A 19,823-nucleotide genomic window follows, 5' to 3' on the forward strand; every position below is an offset into this window, starting at 1 on the left:
CCGGCTCTACCGCTTGCCGCGCAGCAGCCGCTTCCCCCCGAAGACGACCCCGAGGGCGATGGCGAGCGTCAGCACGCCCATCGAGTAGTTCGTGTCCTCGCCGGACGCGGAGGAACCCGGCCCCGTCCCCTTGTCGCCGCCGGAACCGCCCGACCGGCCGGAGGAGCCGCCCGGCACCTTCCCCGGCTCCACCTCGCTCCCCCGCCCCTCGGAGCCGTAGAGCAGACCCGTCCCGTCCGGGGTCCAGGTCAGCGACTCGCCCTGGCGCTGGAGCGGGACGCTGAGGGTGTCCGTGCGCTTGGGCACCCCGTTCCCCCAGTCGTAGAGGATGCCGCCGAAGTAGCCGCGCAGCGCCAGCCGCTCGCCGTCCGGCGAGAAGGCGCCGTCGGTGACCCACAGATCGATCGTCGCGCCGCGCTTGAAGACGTTCATGCCCGTCGGGGACAACTCGGCCGGTCCGATGTACAGGGCCGCGTCCTTGTCGTCGTCCTTCTGCTTGTCCACGATGTACAGCCGCCCCGTCTTCGGGTGCACCATCATCGCCTCGGCGTCCCGGGGCCCGTCCTCGTACGTGACGGTGTACTGGGTGGCCTTGACCGTACGGTCGGCCAGCCGCTTCGGCTCGGGCAGCTTGTAGATCCATACGTGCTTCCAGGTGCCGCCGAGGTTGTCCCCGATGTCACCGACGTACAGATTGCCGTCCGCGCCCACCGACACGGCCTCCACGTCCCGGGGGCTGCCGACGCCGGTGAGGGTGAGCGTCGCGACCGTCTTCCCGGTACGGGCGTCCACCGCGTACAGGAACGCGCCGTCGTCGCTGTCGTTGTGCGTCCAGTACACGCCGGGGTGCTGCCGGGACGCGGCCAGCCCGCTGGACTCCGTGATCCGGGGGTCCTCGATGGTGAACCCCCCGGCCCCGATGTCCTCGGCGGACGCGGGCCCGGCGGCCAGCGCGAGGGTCAGGGCGGCGAGGCAGACGGCAGAGGCCGACGAGAACGGGCGCATACGTCCAAGACTGCCATCCCGCGCGGCCGTTCACCGCGCCGAGCGGTCGGCGGCCCCGGTGCGCGGGCCGCCGGGCACCGCGTGTCCGGCCTCACATCCCGGCCCCCGGGGCGATCGGCGAGGATGAGCGGATGCTCAGATTCATGTTCGTCGGGGACTCGACGACGATAGGAAGCGCGGGCGAGCACACCTGGCGGTACCGCATGTGGGAGCACCTGCGGGACACCCTCGGCGGCCCGTTCCGGATCGTCGGCCCCCGCGAGACGCTCTACGACCAGGCGCGGGACGCGCCCGTCTCGCGGGAGTACGCCCCCGGCACCGACCCCGCGTTCCCCCGCGCCCATCTCGCGGGCTGGGGCGAGGGCTGGCAGCACATGGCCCCGCTGATCCGGTCGGCGGTCACCGACCACCGCCCCGATGTCCTGCTGATCTCCCTGGGCCTGATCGACCTCGGTTTCTACACCGGCGCGGACGACACGGCGCAAAACGTCCGCCGCTTCGTCACGGAGGCCCGCGCGGCCGGTCCCCGGGTCCGCTTCGTGATCCTCCCGGTCGTCCCCAACATCCGGGCGGACTCGGACCCCGCGTTCGCCGCCGAGGTGGCACGCTTCAACGAACTCCTCGCGAAGACGGCCGCCGACCTCGACGAACCCCGCTCCCCCCTCCTCCTCACCTCACCCCCACCCGGCTACGACCTCGCCACCGACACCTACGACGGCACCCACCCGCTCCCCTCCGGCGAACACAAGCTGGCGGCGGCGTTCGCGGGGGCGATGAGCCAGGCGTGGGGGATGGGTACGGAGTACCGGGCGTAACGCTTTCGTCGTACGTATCGTTGGTATGCGCGGGCGGCGCCAATCGGGAGGCGACTGCGCGCGGAGCGACAGGACCGGGATGAACGAACCGGACACGGCAGGGCTCGACACCCTGTTCGGGCAGGTCTGCGCACCCGAGGGATACCGGGTCGAGGTCGTCGGCGGAGAGACCTTCACGACGCCGCAGCGCTCCGCGCACTGGGAGATCATCCGCTGGATCGTCCGCGCGCTGGAGGACCGCTTCGGTATGCGGGTCAAGGTGCTGTCGGACGTGCGGATCGATTTCCCGGGCAAGCAGAACGGCTTCGCGCCGGACGTGGCCAAGCTCCGGGACGACGCCGAACCGGACCAGCGGGGTCGCTGGCGCCACGAGGACGTGGAGTTCATCGCCGAGGTCATCTCCCGGGGCACCGCCGCCAACGACTACGGCCCCAAACTGGCGGTGTACGCCGAGGCGGAGGTGCCCGTGTACGTGATCGCGGACCCCTACCAGGGCCGGTGCCGCGTCCACCTCGACCCGAAGGACGGCGAGTACCGGACGGTGACCACCGTCCCCTTCGGTGAGGACCTCGACCTGACCACCACACCGGTGGCCCTCGTCCTCGGCACCGGCGCGTTCCCCCGGGACTGAGCCACCGCCCGGCCCCCGCCCCGGCTCACCCGCCCTCGTCCGCGCACACCCCGCAGTCGGGCCCCTGGTCACACACCTCGCCCTCGCCCGGCTCATCGTCGCCGGGTCCTTCCTCGGTGGCGAGCCGGGCGCCCCGGCTGTCCGCGATCCGGGTCACCTCCCGCAGCGAGGTCCGCAACTGGTTCGCCAGGAAACGCAGCTCCCGCTTGTCCGCCTTGTGGTCCGCGATCATGTCGTCGGCCCGCTCCACCAACGCGGCGGCGTGCCCCAGCTGCATCCGCTCCAGGTTGTCCGCCACCTTGGCCATCACACTGTGCCGTCCGCCCCCGGGCCCCGACGCGTCACTCACGAGGTAACAGGGCTTGCCCGCGTCCGTAATCCACGGCAGCAGCCGCACCGCCCGGACCCCACCGTCCGGCCCCATCGGCAACCCACAGGGTTCCCCGGTACTTTGGTCCATGTCGTCGTCTCCGTTTCACGCGATGACCACGCCCCCGGACCGGTCGCACGGTCGCGGGGGTCTTTGACGGGCCCAAGACTCCCAGGACAAAAGGGGGTTGCTGTTGACCATCCGGCAACAGCAAACCCTTGACAGCGGGTACCGGTCTAGTTACACACCGCTCCAACCGGCGAACGACCGCAGCCGGTCCGGAACGGAGGGACGCGCCCTCAGCAGCACGCCCACCGTCGAGTGGGTCGTGGGGTGATAGCGCGTCTGCTGAGGCGAGACCTTGCGCGCCTCGTACAGTGCGTCCAGCGCACCGTCGCAACGGGCGGTGAGGGCCAACGAGCGGGCCCGGTCGATCCAGTACACCCCGGCCCGGGCGGCGGGGTATCCCTCCGGCAGCCGGACGCGGTCGCTGACCGCCACCGCCTCGGCGTGATCGTCGCGGTCGCCCGCCGCCGCCATCGCGTGCTGCTCCGTGTTCGTCGGACCGAAGACGAACAAGTAGTGGTTGGTCTCCCCCAACTCCGCCGCGATTCCCCGGGCCTCGGCCAGCCAGGTCCCGACCTCGTCCCCCCGGCCGAGCAGGCCGTGCATCTGAACGCCTTTCAGGATCAGCCCGCCACGGACCGCCCGGGTCCCGGGAGTCCCGTCGTCCTCCAGATCACGCAGACCTTGGCGTACGAGCCGAAGGCCCTGTTCCATCGCCGGACCGTCCGCGCTGAGCTGTGCGCGCTTCACCCGCTCCGCCGCGACCTGGCGGGGGTCCCCGGACAAGGCTGCGGCCATGGCCATACGACTCAGAGCCAGGCGGGCGAGGTCCATGTACCCGAACTTGTACGCCACGCTGAACACGCCCAGGGCGGCCTCCGCCTGTAGCCAGTGGGCCCGTTCACGGTCATGCCCCGGAACCGGGTGCACCATCGTCGCGTGGGACATCTCCCCGAGCAGACCGGGAAGCATCTCCGCGAGGGTCCCGTACTCGGAATCCGTCCGCAGCTGCCGCACCCTGGAGATGTCGGAACCGAGCTGTTCCAGCCCGCGCGGAGCCGGGTCGTCGTCCTCCGGAGGGATGCCCCAGTTGTCGAGTGCGGTACCCAGGGGAGAGATCAGCCGGTCGAGCTGGTCCTTGCGCAGCTGCTCGATGTACGGCTGGCCGTGCAGGACCGAGACAGTCACGCCCAGGGCCCGGGCCAGAGCGGCCAGCACCTGCTCGCTGGGGGTACGTGCACCTGTCTCGATCCGCGACAGCATCGACGCGGACACGGCCGCCCTGCGTCCCAGCTCCCGCAGCGTGTGTCCCCGCAGAAGCCGCAGCTCCTGGATGCGCCGCCCGACACCGCCACGCCTGTCCTCGGCCATAGCCGACCGTCCCTTCGTCCATCAAGAACGGTACTCCGATCGGCCCTTGGCGGTACGGCGTGCGTCCGGGTGGGCGGCACCCGGGGGGACGGGCGCGAGCCACGCCGGGGCACCGGCCCTTGCGTCGAGCACACTCGAAGACGTTGGCTGGGCCCATGGAGTACACGCAGCTCGGCCGCACAGGTCTCAAGGTCAGCAGGCTCGTCCTCGGGACGATGAACTTCGGTCCGCACACCGACGAGCCCGACAGTCACGCGATCATGGACGCCGCGCTGGACGCGGGTCTGAACTTCTTCGACACCGCCAACGTCTACGGCTGGGGCGACGACAAGGGCCGCACCGAGACGATCATCGGCAACTGGTTCGCCAAGGGCGGCGACCGCCGCGACAAGGTCGTCCTCGCCACCAAGGTCTACGGCAACATGGGCGGCGACCGGGGCCAGGCGTGGCCCAACCACGACCGGCTCTCCGCGCTGAACATCCGCCGGGCCGTCGACGCGAGCCTCGCCCGGCTCCGGACCGACCACATCGACCTCTACCAGTTCCACCACATCGACCGGCACACGCCGTTCGAGGAGATCTGGCAGGCCCTCGACGTCCTCGTCCAGCAGGGCAAGATCCTCTACGTGGGATCGTCCAACTTCCCCGGCTACAAGATCGCCCAGGCCAACGAGACGGCGGCCCGCCACGGACGGCTCGGGCTCGTCAGCGAACAGTGCCTCTACAACCTGTACGAGCGGCGCGCCGAGATGGAGATCATCCCGGCCGCGCAGGAGTACGGGCTCGGGGTCATCCCCTGGTCGCCGCTGCACGGCGGACTGCTGGGCGGGGTGCTCCGCAAGGAGGCGACGGGCGGGCGCAGCGCTTCCGGTACGGCGGCCGAGGTGCTGGCCGATCCCGCCGCGCGGGCGAAGGTGCAGGCGTACGAGGATCTGCTGGGCAAGCACGGGCTCGAACCGGGTGAGGTGGCGCTGGCCTGGCTGCTGAGCCGTCCCGGGGTGACCGGGCCGATCGTCGGGCCCCGTACGGCCGCGCAGTTGGACTCGGCCGTGCGGGCCGTGGGGCTGTCGCTCTCCGCGGAACTCCTCGCGGAGCTGGACGCGCTGTTCCCCGGGCCGGGTCCGTCCCCCGAGGCGTTCGCCTGGTAGTCGGTCCGCGGGTCGCCTTCGCTTGCGCTTCCGGGTTTGTGCCGGTGGACGTACTTGTTCCTGTGCCGTCGCTCGGGGGGTGCGCAGTTCCCCGCAGGTCGCCTTCGCTTGCGCTTCCGAGGTCTGTCCGGCTGGACCCACTTGTCCCTGTGCCGTCGCTCCGTGGGTGCGCGGTTCCCCGCGCCCCTGGGTACTCGGTGGTGGGCGTACTTGTTGCCGCACAGGTCGGTCGTGGGTGCGCGGTTCCCCGCGCCCCTGGGTACTCGGTGGTGGGCGTACTTGTTGCCGCACAGGTCGGTCGTGGGTGCGCAGTTCCTCGCGCCCCTGGGTACTCGGTGGTGGGCGCACTTGTTGCCGCACAGGTCGGTCGTGGGTGCGCAGTTCCTCGCGCCCCTGGGTACTCGGTGGTGGGCGTACTTGTTGCCGCACAGGTCGGTCGTGGGTGCGCGGTTCCCCGCGCTCCTTCGGGGCGTCAGCGGTCTGTTCTCCGGGGCGGGCCAGGCCGTGTTTTAGAACTGGGTCCGGGTCTTGCCCTGTACCGGGGATGATCTCGGTGTGGGGCGAGGGGATCTTTCAGATGACCAATGGGCCTTGCTGGGGCCGTTGTTGCCGGTCGCAGTGTTGGGCAGGCCGTCGCTCGGCCGACGGAGGTTGATCGACGGGATCCGCTGGCGGGTACGGACCGGTGCCCCGTGGCGGGACCTGCCACCTGAGTACGGTCCGTGGCAGACGGTCGATGGGCTCTTCCGCCGCTGGCAGCGCGATGGTGTCTGGTCGGCAGTCCTGACCGGGCTGCAGGCCCGGGCGGATGCAGCCGGTTTGATCACTTGGGACGTGAACGTCGACTCCACCATCTGCCGGGCCCATCAGCGCGCGGCCGGTGCCCGGCGGAACAGCCGAGCCCAGCAGTGGAAGGCACTCATTCGGCCTGGGTTCGATGGTGACACTGACGGGCAGCACCTCGCTCGGCAACTGACAGGCCGGGCGAGGTGGGCCTGTTGGTGCGACGTACCAACTGCTCTCCGGGCTGGTCGTCCGGGACAGCCCGGAAAGCAGTCAGCTGAGCCGGGTTGTGGCATACACCTCGATGGCGTCGCGCTGGTACGCGGCCAGGCCCGGTGCGATCGCCTCGTACGCGGCGCGCCAGGCGCTGTTGTCCACGCAGGAGCGTCCGACGGCGCGGTACTCGTCGGCGGAGACGGGGCGCAGTTCGGTCATGGCCTGGTACTGGGCGTCGATCTGGGCCTGTACGGGCGCGGCGTTGGCCGGGTGGCCGGCGGCCATCAGGTCGGCCAGCAGGATCATCTGTGTCGTGCGCTCGCGCTGTCCGGCCTCGATGTCCTGCGGGGTCATCGCGGCGACCGTGCGGGCGACTTCCTCGGCGTGCTCGGGGAAGTCGTGCAGGCTCTCCTGGTACTGGGAGGGCTGGACGCCTGCGAACAGGTTCTCCGGTCGGTTGATGGTCATGGGGTTGCCGTCCTTTCTGGAACGTTCCAGTTCGGTGATCGTGCGGGAGACGGTGCCGGCCAGGGCGTCGAGCCGGTCCCGCTCGGCGAGCAGCCGCCGGTGGTGGCCGCGTAGGGCGTCCACCTCGTCGACCTGCTCGGCGAGGATCCGGCCGACCTCGGGGAGCCCTACGCCCAGTGCCCGCAGTACGAGAATCTGCTGCAGCCGCAGCAGCTGGTGCTCCTCGTAGTAGCGGTGACCGTTGGCCCCGATCCGGGCGGGCGGCAGCAGGCCGACCTCGTCGTAGTGCCGCAAGGTCCGGGCGGTCACGCCCGACATCCTGGCGACCTCCGCGATAGGCCAGTCCATCGCTGTCTCCCTCACGATCGCGTCACCGGGCCGGTTTCTCCGGCCCTGGTAAGGACGGTAGAAGCTGCCTCAGCGGCAACCGCAAGCCCGCACCCTCACGATCTGGATGACGGCCCGCGACTTTCCCCGACGGCCCACCCAGCACACCAGGAACTCTCAAAACACGGCCTAGGGGCGGGAGTGGTGGCGGTAGGTGGCGGGGGTGGTGCCTGTCAGGCGGCGGAAGTGGCGGCGCAGGCTCGCGGACGAGCCGAAGCCCGTCCGCGCGGCGACCTCGTCGACCGTCCCGTCACCGCTCTCCAGCAGCCTCCGGGCCCGCTCCACCCGGGCCCGCAGCAGGTACTGGCGTGGAGTGAGCCCGGTCCGTTCCCGGAAGCGGCGGTTGAGCGTGCGCACGCTCGTCCCCGCGTGCGCGGCGATCTCCGCGAGGGACGGCGCGTCGTACGGATGCTCCTGGAGCCACCGCAGGGTCGGCTCCAGGCCCGCCGTCCCGGCCAGCTCACGGTCGATCTCCTCCCGGGTCGCCCCGACGTCCTCGTGCAGGGGCGCGATCAGCTGCCGGGCGGTGCGCCCGGCGACCGCCGGACCGTGGTCCAGCCCGAGGAGACGGAGGTAGAGGTCGATGCCGCCGAGGACACCCGCCGAGGTGAGGAACGGACCGTCCGTCACCACCGTTCCGGCGGGGTCCACCTCGACGCCCGGATGACGTTTGGCCAGTTCGGCCGTCCGGCACCACTCGGTCGTCGCGCGGCGTCCGTCGAGCAGCCCGGAGGCCGCGAGGGTGAACGTACCCGTGCCGACGGCGGCGACCCGGCTGCCCCGGGCCGCCGCCGCGCGCAACGCGTCGAGCACTCCCGCAGGGGGCTCGGCGAGGAAGCCGTCATGGCCGGTGAGCACGACCGTATCGGCGTCGGCCAGGGCGTCGAGTCCCCAGGGGACGGTGATGTCCAGGGGCAGCGGACCGGCCGTGGTGACGGTAGGCCGGACGGAACAGACGCGCAGCTCGGTGGGTGCGGAGGCGGCCTCGAAGACCAGCCCCGGGGTGGTGAGCTGGTGTCCGGGGACCCCGTCGAGCACGAGAAGGGCGACCACAGGCATGGGACGACCGTATGCCAGGGGATCAGCGGTGCTTGGCCATCGTCTTCGTGATCCAGCTCTTGTGGGCGGGCACCGAGGTCCAGACCCCGGGACCGTTGCCGCAGTCCGGACCGGCCGCGACATTGCCGTCGCCGGAGGTCGCCCCGACCAACTGCCAGCGTCCGCCGATCCGCTGGATCTGCGGGCCGCCGGAGTCACCCCGGCACGCCATGGCGCCGGGGACCTGGGAACCGGTGCACAGTTCGGCACCCGGCTTGAACGGGGAGCAGGCGGAGTCCGCGATCCTGCGCGTGTCGAGCTGCTGGAGCCGCTCGGAGAACGACCAGTCGGGGCCGTCCGCCGTGTTGCCGAAGCCGAGGACCCGCGTCTGCGCACCGGTCTTCGGGGGCCGGTCCGCAAGGCGCGCCGGCTGCTGGTGGACCGGGCGGTCCAGCTTGAGCAGCGCGAGGTCGTGGTGGCCCCGAGGCGCGTCGCCGAGGGCGTAGTCCGGGTGGAGCACCTTCTTGACGATGGTGCGTACCGTCCCGCCCTTGCCCTGGTACTCGCTGCCGACCCTGACCTTCCCCGTCGGCTCGGCGGGGATCTCCGGATGACCGGCGCAGTGGGCCGCGGTGAGCACCCACCGGGGAGCGACCAGCGTGCCGCCGCACACCCCGTACTCCTTGCCCCCGGGCGCCTGCATGACCTGCGGGACCGAGACCATGAACGAGTACGGCCGGGTGGAGTCCTCCCCGTTGACGACGGCCCCGGCACTTCCGGTCAGGCCGGTGACGGCGAGTGCGGCCGCCGCGCCGACCGCGGCTGTCCGCGCGGCCGGTCGGCGGGCGGGTCGGGTCTGCTGCGGGCGGGTCGGGTGGAGCATGGTGGACATCCCTTTCACGTGGTCAAGTGGGGTGCGCGCGGCCCGGGCATCCCCTCGTTCCCGGTGCGTGCACCTTCATCCTCCGGGCCGCCGACCGACCGGAAACAGCCACCGCGATGCCACCCTCGGCTAAATTCTGGCCATGGCAGTGGTCGCCCTTCTCGCGCTCGACGGCATCCCCGGACCTCAGCTCACCACCCCCGGGATGCTGCTGGGCGCCGTCCCGCGCAGCTGTGACCGGGCCCCGTACGAGCTGAGGGTGTGCGCCGGTCCCGGCTTCCGCGCCACGGCCGGGCCGGGCCCGTTCGGGCTCACCACCAGCTGGGGGCTGGACGGCCTCGACGGGGCGGCGACCGTGATCGTGGCCGGTCACCACGGCTTCCGCGACCCGCACCCGGCCGCCGTGCTCGACGCATTGCGCGCGGCGGCGGACCGGGGCTGCCGGATCGGCGCGGTGGGCACGGGGACGTTCACCCTCGCCGCCACCGGACTGCTCGACGGCCGCCGGGCCACCACGGACTGGCGGTGCGTCGGGGAGCTGGCCGCGGATCACCCCCGGGTCGTGGTCGCCCCGGCGGAGGAGGCCGTCGCCGACGGGCCGTTCCTCACCTCGGCGGGGGTGCTCGGCGGCAAGGACCTCTGGCTGCGCCTCATCGAGGAGGACCACGGCGAGCGCGTGCGGCGGGAGGCGGACCGCCGGCTCTTCCTCCGGCTGCCGGACGGACCGCCCGGGGCCGCCGGCGGGGACGGCGGGCTCGGGCCGACGATCCGGTGGATGGAGGCGGGGTCGCACCGGCCGCTGACCCTCACGGAGATCGCCGCGCACGCGGGGACCGGCGTCCGTACCCTCAGTCGCCGCTTCCGCGCGGAGACCGGGCTCAGTCCGCTCCAGTACCTGCTTCGGGTCCGGGTCGAGCGGGCCCAGCAACTGCTGGAACGGGGGGATCTTCCGGTGGAGCACATCGCCGCGCGGACCGGGTTCGGGACGCCCGCGAATCTTCGCCATCAGTTCCAGCGCCTCAACGGGACGACTCCGGGCTTCTACCGGGCGGCCTTCCGCTCGATGGTCACCATGTTCACCGAGGACACCCCCCGCACCCGAGGACCCGGGTGAGAGGGTGTCTCAAGCCTTGACCGCTGCGGCCGTCCTGGCGGTCTGCTCGATCTTCGCGCAGTAGGCCGCGCGGGCTTCCTCGTCGATCCGCTGCTCGTGTTCGGCGCGCAGCCCGGTCCGGCCGTCGAGGCCCTCACGCAGGATGTCGGCCTGTCCGGCATGCCGGACGGTCTCGCTGAGGCTTTTGAGGTCTCTCCGGTGAGCGCACTCGTCCCTGTGCCTCTGGGTCTGTCCGAGCTGGACCCACTTGTTCCTGTGCGGTCGCTCTTCGGGTGCGGGTCCGCCCTCGTCTTTTGCGCAGTTCCCCGCAGGTCGCCTTCGCTTGCGCTTCCGAGGTCTGTCCGGCTGGACCCGCTTGTTCCTGTGCCGTCGTCCGGTGGGTGCGCAGTTCCCCGCGCCCCTGGGGTCGCGCCTCTTGCGAATTCCGTTCGGGTGCGGGTGGCCCCTGGTTGCTCGCGCAGTTCCCCGCGCCCCTTTGGGGGCGCCCTCTTGCTGCTGTTCTCAGGCTGCGGGGGCGGGGTGAACCATCTTCCTCCCGCAGGCGCCCAGCTGCGGGAGGGGGTGGGCGGGAATCTCTGCCCGCAGACTCCGATGCTCTTCAGTCCGGCAAGAGGGACGTCCGACCGAGCGTGTCGGATCGAGGACGGAGAATCCCGACCGGCACCGACCCGAAGAACAAGCCGGATGCGCCCCAAAGGGGCGCGGGGAACTGCGCACCCCACGAGCGACCCGCACAGGAACGAAGTACGCCCCGCCGGACGGACCTGGGAAGCGCAAGCGAAGGCGACCCGCGAGGGAGAACTCAGGGGCGCCCGCGAACGCGGGTGAGCCTAGCCACCCAGCGCCGCGCCGACCGCCACGACGAGGAACATCAGTACGAGCACACCGGCCATGATCCGGTTACGTGTCTTCGGGTCCACACCCGAAAGCCTAACCGCCCCCGCCGAGCGCCAACGCGGCGACCACCTCGTAACGCGCCCGCGCCCCCACCCCACCACCGCCCCCGGAAAGATCGCTGCGCACCAGCGCCACCTCCCCCACCTCCCACTCCGCACCCCGGAACCCGGCCATCGCGTCCACGTACGGACCGAAGTCGAAGTCCCCGGCACGGTCCCGCGCCAGCGACAGATGCGGCCGGAACCGCCGGTGCTCCCCCATCGGGAGCCCGGCCCCCCGGGCCGCCTCCTGTGCCCCGTCCGAGAGCCGCGCCAGCGCCCCCGTGTCACCGGCCACGTCCGCCCACAGGGACCGGCCCGCGAAGACACCCGCCCCGCGCAGCGCCAGCGTGAAGGGCGGGGTGCGCCGCGCGGCGAGCGCGAGGCGCCGGATCAGCTCGGGAACCGGGTCCGCGGGCTCCTGGCGCACCTCGCCGTAGAACGCGAGGGTGAGGTGCCACCCGGGACGGCCCGTCCACTTCAGCGCGGACGCACCGGGCAGGTCCTCCAGCTGGTCGACGGCCCGCCCCAGCTCCGCGGCCACGGACGGCGGGGGCAGCACGCCGGCGAAGAGTCTCATCCGGCCAGTGTCACCCGGTTAGCCTCACCGGATGGATAACTTCACGATCAGGAAAGGCGGCCCCGGCGACCTCCCCGCCGTCCTCGCGCTGATGGACCGGGCCGTGGAATGGCTGGCCGCCCAGGGACGTACGGGCCAGTGGGGCACCGAGCCGTGGTCCACCAACCCGCGCGCGGTGGAGATGGTGACCCGGTACGCCGGGGAGGGCGATCTGTGGCTCGCCGACGTGGCCGGTGCCGTCGTCGGCACGCTCACCCTCACCGACGGCCCCGGCTCGTACGTGCCCCGCGCCGACGAGCCCGAGCGGTACATCCACGTCTTCGCGACCGACCGCCGCCGCGCGGGCGCGGGCATCGGTGCCGCGCTGCTCGCGCACGCCGCCGACGAGACCCGCCGCGCGGGCCGGTCGCTGCTGCGGGTGGACTGCTACGCGGGCGACGACGGCAAGCTCGTCGCGTACTACGAGGGCCAGGGTTTCACCCCGGCGGAACGCTTCACGGTCGGCGCGGACGCCTGGCCCGGCCAGGTGCTCGCCCGCCGCGTCTGACCCCGGGCCGGGGACACGGGACGCGACAGGCCAGGGTTCACCCGAACCCCGGCCGGACCCGCACCCCGCGAACCGCGAGCGTCCCGTGCCCCCGCCCGCCCCCGGGCTACGCCACCGTCACCAGGTCCCGCTTGGGCACGAACCGCAGATGCGGCTGCCCCCTGCGCAGATCGACCTTGAGCCGCAGATCGGCCGCGCGGGCCAGCACCAGGCCGACCACCAGCGCCGACACCGCGCTGACCAGTCCGCCGACGGCCATGCTGATCTGCACCCCGTACGCGTCGGTGAGCCAGCCGAAGAGCGGGCCGCCGATCGGGGTGCCGCCGACGAACACCATCATGAAGAGGCTGATCACCCGGCCCCGCATGGCGGGGTCGGTGCCGAGCTGGACGGAGGAGTTGGCGGTGACGTTCACCGTCAGGCCGAGCATCCCGATCGGCACCAGGAGCAGCGCGAACACCCACAGGGACGGGGTGACCGCGGCGACGATCTGGAGGGCGCCGAAGGCCACCGCCGCCCCGACCAGGACGCGCAGCCGGGAGGTGCCGCGCCGGGCCGCGAGCAGCGCGCCGACCACCGAGCCGACGGCCATCAGTGTGTTGAACAGTCCGTACATGCCTGAGCCGCCGTGGAAGATGTCGTCGGCGTAGGCGCTGAGCCAGATCGGGAAGTTGAAGCCGAACATCCCGATGAAGCCGATGAGGACGATCGGCCAGATCAGTTCGGGGCGGTGGGACACGTACCGCAGGCCCTCGCGGAGCTGGCCCTTGCCGCGCGGGGTGCGCGGGCCGGGGTGCAGTTCGGCGGTGCGCATCAGCAGCAGGCAGGTGAGCGGGGCGAGGAACGACAGTCCGTTGGCGAGGAACGCCCAGCCGGGGCCGACCGCGGCGGTCAGGACACCGGCGATCGCGGGGCCGAGCAGCCGCGCCGACTGGAAGTTGGCGGAGTTCAGGCTGACCGCGTTGCGCACCTGGTCGGGGCCGACCATCTCGGAGACGAAGGTCTGCCGGGTCGGGTTGTCGACGACGGTGACCAGTCCGGTGAAGAACGCCGTCATGTACACGTGCCACACCTGGACATTGCCGCTGAGGGTCAGCGCGGCCAGGAAGAGTCCGCCGAAGCTCATCGCGCCCTGGGTGAAGAAGAGCAGCGTCCGCTTGGGGAACCGGTCGGCGATGACCCCGCCGTACAGGCCGAACAGCAGCATCGGCAGGAACTGCATCGCCGTGGTGATGCCGACGGCCGCCGAGGAGCCCGTGAGGCTCAGGACAAGCCAGTCCTGGGTGATCCGGGCCATCCAGGTGCCGGTGTTGGAGACGACCGCCCCGGAGGCGAAGAGCCGGTAGTTGCGGATACGGAGGGACGAGAACATCCCGCCGGGTCCACGGTCCGCACCGCCGATGTCCGGACCGGCTGAGGGTGAGCCGCCGGTGGCCGGGCCGTCGGTGGCCGGGCGGCCGGTGGCCGGGCCGTCGGTGGCCGGGCGGCCGGTGGGCCCGGGGGTCTTGACCAGGGACACGGGACGCGGCCCGGTCCCGGGTACGTCCGCGCGCGGGCCGGTACGGGTACGCCGGCGGGTGCGGAAACGGGCGGTGCCGGGTATGCGGGCGGTACCGGGTATGAGGCGGCCGGGCAGGTAACGGGACCTGCCGGAGGCACGGGCGGGTGGGGCGGGGGTGTCGTGGTCGGACTGGGGTGCGGGTGCGGAGTCTGCTCCGGGTCCCGGACTCAAAAGGGTCGCCTCCTCGGCGGTCGGTTACAGATGCGCGAGTTTCTCCAGCACGGGGGCGGCGGCGCGCAGCTTCGCCCACTCGTCCTCGTCCAGGTCCTCGACCAGACCGGCCAGCCAGGCGTTGCGCCTGCGGCGGCTCTCGTCGAGCATGGCCTCGGCCGTCTCGGTCTGGGTGACCACCTTCTGGCGGCGGTCCTCGGGGTGCGGCTCCAGCCTGACCAGGCCCTTGGCCTCCAGGAGCGCCACGATGCGGGTCATCGAGGGCGGCTGCACATGCTCCTTGCGGGCCAGCTCGCCCGGGGTGGCGGAACCGCACCGGGCCAGGGTGCCGAGCACCGACATCTCGGTCGGACTCAGCGACTCGTCGACCCGTTGGTGTTTGAGCCGTCGCGACAGGCGCATGACCGCCGAACGCAGTGCGTTCACGGCCGCGGCGTCGTCGCCGTGAGTAAGGTCAGACATGTTCTTTAGCTTAACTCATTACCCTTCCTAAAGAACACCCGTTAAACCGTGATCCACCGCACCCGGACCGATCATCACCCGTACGAGTGAGCCCTGAGCGGAAAGTGATACAAAATACCGCCGCCGCCCGGGACCCTCGTACCCATGGGGACACATGTGCTGAGCCTGCGGGTGGACGGCGAGCTGCTGGAACGGCTCCGGGGTCATGCCGCGAAGCGGGGGATGAGCGTCCAGGACTATGTGATCGGGACACTGGTCCGCGACGACTTCGACGAACGGTTCCAGTCCGCGGTGGAGGAGACGGAACGGTTCTACGCGGGCGCCGACGGGGACACGGCCGGGGAGCCCGCGGGACTCGGCAGTCCGGACGGGGAAACGGTCCCGCTCAGCAGGGCCGCGACCGGGACGACCGTCGCCGGTACGGGCACCCTGAGCATGACGGCCCTGCGCGCCGCGTCCGCCACCGACCCGGCGGCCCCGAGCGACCCGGCGGGCCTGGCGCACCCGGCGGACCTCATGGGCCCGACCGGCCCGGCGGACCCGGCCCGCGCGTCCGGCCCCGGGAACGCCGAAGGGCCGTCGCGTGACGCGACGGCCCCCGGCACCGGCCGACCGGCCGGTGTCCCGGTCAGATGAGCCCGAGCCCGGGCATCAGGTAGTAGAAGACGAACACCGCCGAGACCGCGTACATCGCGACGGGCACCTCACGGCCCCGGCCCGCGGCCACCCGCAGCACGGTGAAGGTGATGAAGCCCATGCCGATGCCGTTGGTGATCGAGTACGTGAACGGCATCATCATCATGGTCACGAACGCCGGGATCGCGATCGTGTAGTCGCTCCAGTCGATCGACCGGACCGAGCCGGACATGATCAGGAATCCGACCGCGAGCAGCGCCGGGGTCGCCGCCTGCGACGGGACCATCGTGGCGATCGGGGTGAGGAACAGGGCGAGCGTGAAGAGACCGCCGGTGACCATGTTGGCGAAGCCGGTGCGCGCGCCCTCGCCGACCCCGGCCGTCGACTCCACGAAGCAGGTGGTGGCCGAGGAGGACGAGGCGCCACCGGCCGCGACGGCGATACCGTCCACGAACAGGACCTTGTTGATCCCGGGGAAGTTGCCCTTCGAGTCGGTCAGCTTCGCCTCGTCGCCGACGCCCATGATCGTGCCCATCGCGTCGAAGAAGCACGAGAGCAGCACGGTGAAGACGAAGAGGACACCGGTGAGGATGCCGACCTTCTCGAACCCGCCGAACAGGCTGACCTGGCCGATCAGCCCGAAGTCGGGGGTGGAGACCGGGTTGCCGGGCCACTTCGGGGTGGTCAGGCCCCAGGACGGGACCTTCGCGACCGCCTCGATGATCAGCGCGACACCCGTCATGGCGACGATGGAGATCAGGATCGCGCCGGGCACCTTGCGCACGATCAGTACGAGGGTGAGCAGCGCGCCGAGCGCGAAGACGAGGACGGGCCAGCCCGTGAGGTGACCGTCGCCGCCGAGCTGGAGCGGGACGGTCGTCTCGGCCAGGTCGGGGATACGGGAGACGAAACCGGCGTCGACCAGGCCGATGAGCATGATGAACAGGCCGATACCGATGGCGATGCCCTTGCGCAGCCCCAGCGGCACCGCGCTCATCACCCGTTCCCGCAGCCCGGACGCGACCAGCAGCATCACCACGAGACCCGCGAGGACGACCATGCCCATCGCGTCGGGCCAGGACATCCGGGGCGCGAGCTGGAGCGCGACGACGGTGTTGACGCCGAGCCCGGCGGCGAGCGCGATCGGGACATTGCCGATGACACCCATCAGCAGGGTGGTGAACGCGGCGGTGAGCGCGGTCGCGGTGACGAGCTGCGCGTTGTCGAGCTGATTCTGGTGGAGGTCCTTGGCGTTGCCGAGGATGATCGGGTTCAGCACGATGATGTAGGCCATCGCGAAGAAGGTGGCGAAACCGCCGCGGATCTCGCGCGGGAACGAGGAACCGCGTTCCGAGATCCGGAAGAAACGGTCGATGCCGTTGACCGGCGGGGGGACCGGAGAGTCTCCGGACGCGTCGACCTGAGCGGTGGCCGAGGGGGACATACAGGACCTCAGTTGTAGGTTCCTACGAGGGAAACGGGCCGGAGCGGAACCGTTTCAGTATGAACATATGACATGGATGATCGCTATCTCCGCGCGTAGATACCGGTGGCGTCGGCCCGGACGGCGGTACGGGAACCCTCCGGGCCACCGCCAGGACCGCCCCCCGGACCGGCGGTCCGTCCCGTTCAGGCCCCCGGGCGGGACTCACCTAAACTCGGCGTATGACCGATCGCGCACCGGGATTCCTCAAGCCGGGCCCCCTCAAGCACGACGCGCCGGAGCCCCTGGAAGGGCCCGTGACCGCCACCGTCACGGGCGGCACGATCCTCTGGTTCGTCCTGTTCCTGGTGCAGCTCCCCTTCTACGGTTGGTTCGACGAGCACGGGCACCTGTGGTGGGTGTGGACCTGTCTCGCGGGGGCCGGACTCGGACTGATCGGCATCTGGTACGTCCGCAAGCGGGACGCGGCGATCAAGCGGGACGCGGCGGCCGGCGGCGGTACCTCCACCGAAGGGACCCCCGGCGAAGGGGCCTCCGGCGGCGGGAGCGGCCCGGCGGGCTGAGCCCCGGACCGGGTCGGCGGGACCCACGGCCCGCCGGAATCCGCCCCGGCGTTCCTCACGGATGGTGGACGTATCCTTCCGTACCGTCGGAACATGACGCATATCGACGCGGGTGCCGAACTCGATCCCGTGCACCCCGTCCCCGTACCGGGCGGGCCCCCGGCGCACGGGCTCACCTCGGCGCAGGTCGCGGAGCGGGTGGCCCGTGGCGAGGTCAACGACGTACCGGTGCGCAGCAGCCGGTCGGCCGTGGACATCGTGCGGGCGAACGTCTTCACCCGGTTCAACGCGATCATCGGTGTGCTCTGGGTGATCATGCTGATCGTCGCGCCGATGCAGGACAGCCTCTTCGGGTTCGTGATCATCGCGAACACCGGGATCGGCATCGTCCAGGAGCTGCGGGCCAAGCGGACCCTGGACTCGCTCGCGGTGATCGGGGAGGCCCGGCCGGTGGTGCGGCGGGACGGGGCCGCCGTCGCGGTCACCACCTCGGAGCTCGTGCTCGGGGACGTCATCGAGACCGGGCCCGGCGACAAGATCGTGGTGGACGGCGTCTGCGCCGAGGCGGACGGGCTGGAGATCGACGAGTCGCTGCTGACCGGTGAGGCCGACCCGGTGGTGAAGCGGCCCGGCGACCCCGTGCTGTCCGGGAGCTTCGTGGTCGCGGGCGGCGGCGCGTTCACCGCGACGAAGGTCGGCCGGGAGGCGTACGCGGCGCGGCTCGCGGAGGAGGCGTCGCGGTTCACGCTCGTCCACTCCGAGCTGCGGTCCGGGATCTCGACCATCCTCAAGTACGTGACGTGGATGATGGTCCCGACCGCGATCGGGCTGATCATCAGCCAACTGGTCGTGAAGGACAACGGCTTCCGGAACTCCATCGCCCGCACGGTCGGCGGGATCGTCCCGATGGTGCCCGAGGGGCTGGTGCTGCTGACGTCGGTGGCCTTCGCGATCGGGGTGGTCCGGCTCGGCCGCAAGCAGTGCCTGGTGCAGGAACTGCCCGCGATCGAGGGGCTCGCCCGGGTGGACACCGTCTGCCTCGACAAGACGGGCACTCTCACCGAGGGCGGGATGGACGTACTGGAGCTGCGTCCGCTGGGCGGTGCCGACGAGCGTCATGTCCGGTCGGTGCTCGGCGCGTTCGCGGTGTCCGACCCGCGGCCCAACGCCTCCCTGCGGGCGGTCGCCGACGCGTATCCCCCGCCCCGGGACGGCGGCTGGGCCTGCCTCGACACCCTGCCGTTCTCGTCGGCCCGCAAGTACAGCGGCGCCCGGTTCGAGGAGGGCGGGGTCGACGGGGTCGGCGGGAGCGACGACAGCGAGGGAGACGGAAGGGGCGAGGGAGACGGGGGGAGCGGGGCAGGGGGCGGTCGCGGTGGGCAGGGCGAAGTGCGGGAGGGCGGGGCGCGGGGGGTGAGCGGGTGGCTGCTCGGGGCGCCCGATGTACTGCTTGCGGAGGGCGACGAGGCGCTGGCGGCGACGCGGGAGCTGGACGAACGCGGGCTGCGGGTGCTGCTGCTGGCCCGGGTGTCCCGTCCGCTGGACGATCCGGAGGTCACGGCGGACGCGCTGCCCACCGCGCTCGTCGTACTGGAGCAGCGGCTCCGGCCGGACGCCGCCGAGACCCTGCGCTACTTCGCGGAGCAGGGGGTCACGGCCAAGGTGATCTCCGGGGACAACGCGGTGTCCGTCGGCGCGGTCGCCGGGAAGCTGGGGCTCGCGGGGGCGGCGGACACGGTCGACGCGAGGTCGCTGCCGGAGGACCGGGAGCGGATGGCGGAGGTGCTCGACACGCACACCGTCTTCGGACGGGTCACCCCGCGCCAGAAGCGGGACATGGTGGGCGCGCTCCAGTCCCGTGGGCACACCGTCGCGATGACCGGGGACGGGGTGAACGACGTCCTCGCGCTCAAGGACGCGGACATCGGGGTCGCGATGGGGTCGGGGTCCGACGCGGCCCGCGCCGTCGCGCAGATCGTGCTGCTGAACAACAGCTTCGCGACGCTGCCCTCGGTGGTGGCGGAAGGCCGCCGGGTCATCGGCAACATCACGCGGGTCGCGACGCTGTTCCTGGTCAAAACGGTCTACTCGGTGCTGCTGGCGGTGCTCGTGGTGTGCTCACAGGTCGAGTACCCGTTCCTGCCCCGGCACTTGACGCTGCTGTCCACGCTGACGATCGGGGTCCCCGCGTTCTTCCTCGCGCTCGCGCCCAACGGGGAGCGGGCGCGACCGCACTTCGTCCGGCGGGTGATGCGGTACGCGATCCCGGGCGGGATCGTCGCGGGGACGGCCACGTTCGTCACGTATCTGCTGGCGCGGCACCACTACACGGGCGCGGGGGCGCTGGACGCGGAGACCAGCGCGGCGACGCTGACGCTGTTCCTGGTGTCGATGTGGGTGCTCGCGATCGTGGCGCGGCCGTACACGTGGTGGCGGGTGGCGCTGGTCGCGGCGATGGGGGCGGGGTTCCTGCTGGTGCTTGTCGTGCCGTGGCTCCAGCATTTCTTCGCGCTGAAGCTGGTGGGGACGGTGATGCCGTGGGGGGCGGTGGGGGTCGCGGTGGTGGCGGGCGGGGTGCTGGAGGCAGCGTGGAGGTGGGTCGACCGGTAGCGGGTCGCCTTCGCTTGCG

17 protein-coding genes and 3 pseudogenes are annotated in these 19,823 nt (G+C 71.7%); 9 read left to right on the top strand and 11 right to left on the bottom strand.

Annotated elements, in window-relative coordinates; translation table 11 throughout:
• Window positions 1-6 precede the first annotated feature (6 nt).
• Entirely contained in the window at window positions 7-1,005 is a 999-nt protein-coding gene (locus OG711_RS17205) for a WD40 repeat domain-containing protein (RefSeq protein WP_329559675.1), read from the bottom strand.
• 131 nt (window positions 1,006-1,136) lie between these two features.
• On the opposite strand from OG711_RS17205, the gene OG711_RS17210 reads away from it, so the two are divergent.
• Both OG711_RS17210 and OG711_RS17215 read left to right on the top strand, forming a co-directional pair.
• On the top strand, window positions 1,137-1,820 hold the full coding sequence (locus OG711_RS17210; protein WP_329559676.1) for a GDSL-type esterase/lipase family protein: 684 nt from the start codon (window positions 1,137-1,139) through the stop codon (window positions 1,818-1,820).
• Window positions 1,821-1,899: 79 nt separating this feature from the next.
• Entirely contained in the window at window positions 1,900-2,451 is a 552-nt protein-coding gene (locus OG711_RS17215) for a Uma2 family endonuclease (RefSeq protein WP_073783548.1), read from the top strand.
• A gap of 25 nt (window positions 2,452-2,476) precedes the next feature.
• Here OG711_RS17215 and OG711_RS17220 read toward each other — a convergent pair whose 3' ends face one another.
• On the bottom strand, window positions 2,477-2,911 hold the full coding sequence (locus tag OG711_RS17220; RefSeq protein WP_329559677.1) for a hypothetical protein: 435 nt from the start codon (window positions 2,909-2,911) through the stop codon (window positions 2,477-2,479).
• A 150-nt stretch (window positions 2,912-3,061) separates the two neighbouring features.
• A complete protein-coding gene (locus tag OG711_RS17225) occupies window positions 3,062-4,258 on the bottom strand; it encodes a helix-turn-helix domain-containing protein (RefSeq protein WP_329559678.1) in 1,197 nt (398 codons plus the stop codon).
• 155 nt (window positions 4,259-4,413) lie between these two features.
• On the opposite strand from OG711_RS17225, the gene OG711_RS17230 reads away from it, so the two are divergent.
• Both OG711_RS17230 and OG711_RS17235 read left to right on the top strand, forming a co-directional pair.
• On the top strand, window positions 4,414-5,406 hold the full coding sequence (locus OG711_RS17230; RefSeq protein WP_329559679.1) for an aldo/keto reductase: 993 nt from the start codon (window positions 4,414-4,416) through the stop codon (window positions 5,404-5,406).
• Between the two features lie 555 nt (window positions 5,407-5,961).
• A pseudogene (locus tag OG711_RS17235) lies at window positions 5,962-6,177 on the top strand (transposase); the annotation flags it as partial.
• A gap of 285 nt (window positions 6,178-6,462) precedes the next feature.
• Here OG711_RS17235 and OG711_RS17240 read toward each other — a convergent pair.
• The 3 genes from OG711_RS17240 to OG711_RS17250 form a co-directional block, all read right to left on the bottom strand.
• Window positions 6,463-7,221 carry a MerR family transcriptional regulator gene (locus tag OG711_RS17240; protein WP_329559680.1) on the bottom strand — a complete coding sequence of 253 codons (759 nt, stop codon included), beginning with the start codon at window positions 7,219-7,221 and terminating at the stop codon, window positions 6,463-6,465.
• Window positions 7,222-7,389: 168 nt separating this feature from the next.
• A complete protein-coding gene (locus tag OG711_RS17245) occupies window positions 7,390-8,319 on the bottom strand; it encodes a GlxA family transcriptional regulator (RefSeq protein ID WP_329559681.1) in 930 nt (309 codons plus the stop codon).
• A gap of 22 nt (window positions 8,320-8,341) precedes the next feature.
• On the bottom strand, window positions 8,342-9,181 hold the full coding sequence (locus OG711_RS17250; RefSeq protein ID WP_329559682.1) for a S1 family peptidase: 840 nt from the start codon (window positions 9,179-9,181) through the stop codon (window positions 8,342-8,344).
• 142 nt (window positions 9,182-9,323) lie between these two features.
• Between OG711_RS17250 and OG711_RS17255 the strand changes: the two genes are divergently transcribed.
• Window positions 9,324-10,295, top strand: coding sequence for a GlxA family transcriptional regulator (locus OG711_RS17255; protein WP_329559683.1), 972 nt, complete (start codon window positions 9,324-9,326; stop codon window positions 10,293-10,295).
• A 9-nt stretch (window positions 10,296-10,304) separates the two neighbouring features.
• Here OG711_RS17255 and OG711_RS17260 read toward each other — a convergent pair.
• Together OG711_RS17260 and thpR are read right to left on the bottom strand one after the other, a co-directional pair.
• Window positions 10,305-10,475: pseudogene (locus tag OG711_RS17260) on the bottom strand (type I restriction endonuclease subunit M); the annotation flags it as partial.
• 750 nt (window positions 10,476-11,225) lie between these two features.
• Window positions 11,226-11,810 (bottom strand): RNA 2',3'-cyclic phosphodiesterase, encoded by a 585-nt coding sequence (thpR, locus tag OG711_RS17265; RefSeq protein WP_329559684.1) that lies wholly within the window; start codon window positions 11,808-11,810, stop codon window positions 11,226-11,228.
• A gap of 31 nt (window positions 11,811-11,841) precedes the next feature.
• Here thpR and OG711_RS17270 point away from each other — a divergent pair, with 31 nt between their 5' ends.
• A complete protein-coding gene (locus OG711_RS17270; protein ID WP_329559685.1) occupies window positions 11,842-12,357 on the top strand; it encodes a GNAT family N-acetyltransferase in 516 nt (171 codons plus the stop codon).
• A 106-nt stretch (window positions 12,358-12,463) separates the two neighbouring features.
• Here the strand turns inward: OG711_RS17270 and OG711_RS17275 are convergent, their stop codons facing one another.
• Together OG711_RS17275 and OG711_RS17280 are read right to left on the bottom strand one after the other, a co-directional pair.
• Entirely contained in the window at window positions 12,464-14,089 is a 1,626-nt protein-coding gene (locus OG711_RS17275; protein ID WP_405673648.1) for an MFS transporter, read from the bottom strand.
• 24 nt (window positions 14,090-14,113) lie between these two features.
• Window positions 14,114-14,551, bottom strand: a complete 438-nt coding sequence (locus OG711_RS17280; protein ID WP_073783519.1) for a MarR family winged helix-turn-helix transcriptional regulator — start codon at window positions 14,549-14,551, stop codon at window positions 14,114-14,116.
• Window positions 14,552-14,695: 144 nt separating this feature from the next.
• Here OG711_RS17280 and OG711_RS17285 point away from each other — a divergent pair.
• Window positions 14,696-14,866 (top strand): annotated as a pseudogene (locus OG711_RS17285) (ribbon-helix-helix protein, CopG family); the annotation flags it as partial.
• 313 nt (window positions 14,867-15,179) lie between these two features.
• On the opposite strand, the gene OG711_RS17290 reads toward OG711_RS17285, so the two are convergent.
• Window positions 15,180-16,631 carry an NCS2 family permease gene (locus tag OG711_RS17290; RefSeq protein ID WP_266509213.1) on the bottom strand — a complete coding sequence of 484 codons (1,452 nt, stop codon included), beginning with the start codon at window positions 16,629-16,631 and terminating at the stop codon, window positions 15,180-15,182.
• Between the two features lie 221 nt (window positions 16,632-16,852).
• Between OG711_RS17290 and OG711_RS17295 the strand changes: the two genes are divergently transcribed.
• On the top strand, window positions 16,853-17,194 hold the full coding sequence (locus OG711_RS17295; RefSeq protein WP_329559686.1) for a DUF2530 domain-containing protein: 342 nt from the start codon (window positions 16,853-16,855) through the stop codon (window positions 17,192-17,194).
• 93 nt (window positions 17,195-17,287) lie between these two features.
• Complete coding sequence (locus OG711_RS17300) at window positions 17,288-19,804, top strand: HAD-IC family P-type ATPase (protein ID WP_329559687.1); 2,517 nt, start codon at window positions 17,288-17,290, stop codon at window positions 19,802-19,804.
• The last annotated feature ends 19 nt before the right edge of the window (window positions 19,805-19,823 follow it).

This window comes from Streptomyces uncialis, from assembly GCF_036250755.1.
Taxonomy (GTDB): domain Bacteria; phylum Actinomycetota; class Actinomycetes; order Streptomycetales; family Streptomycetaceae; genus Streptomyces; species Streptomyces uncialis.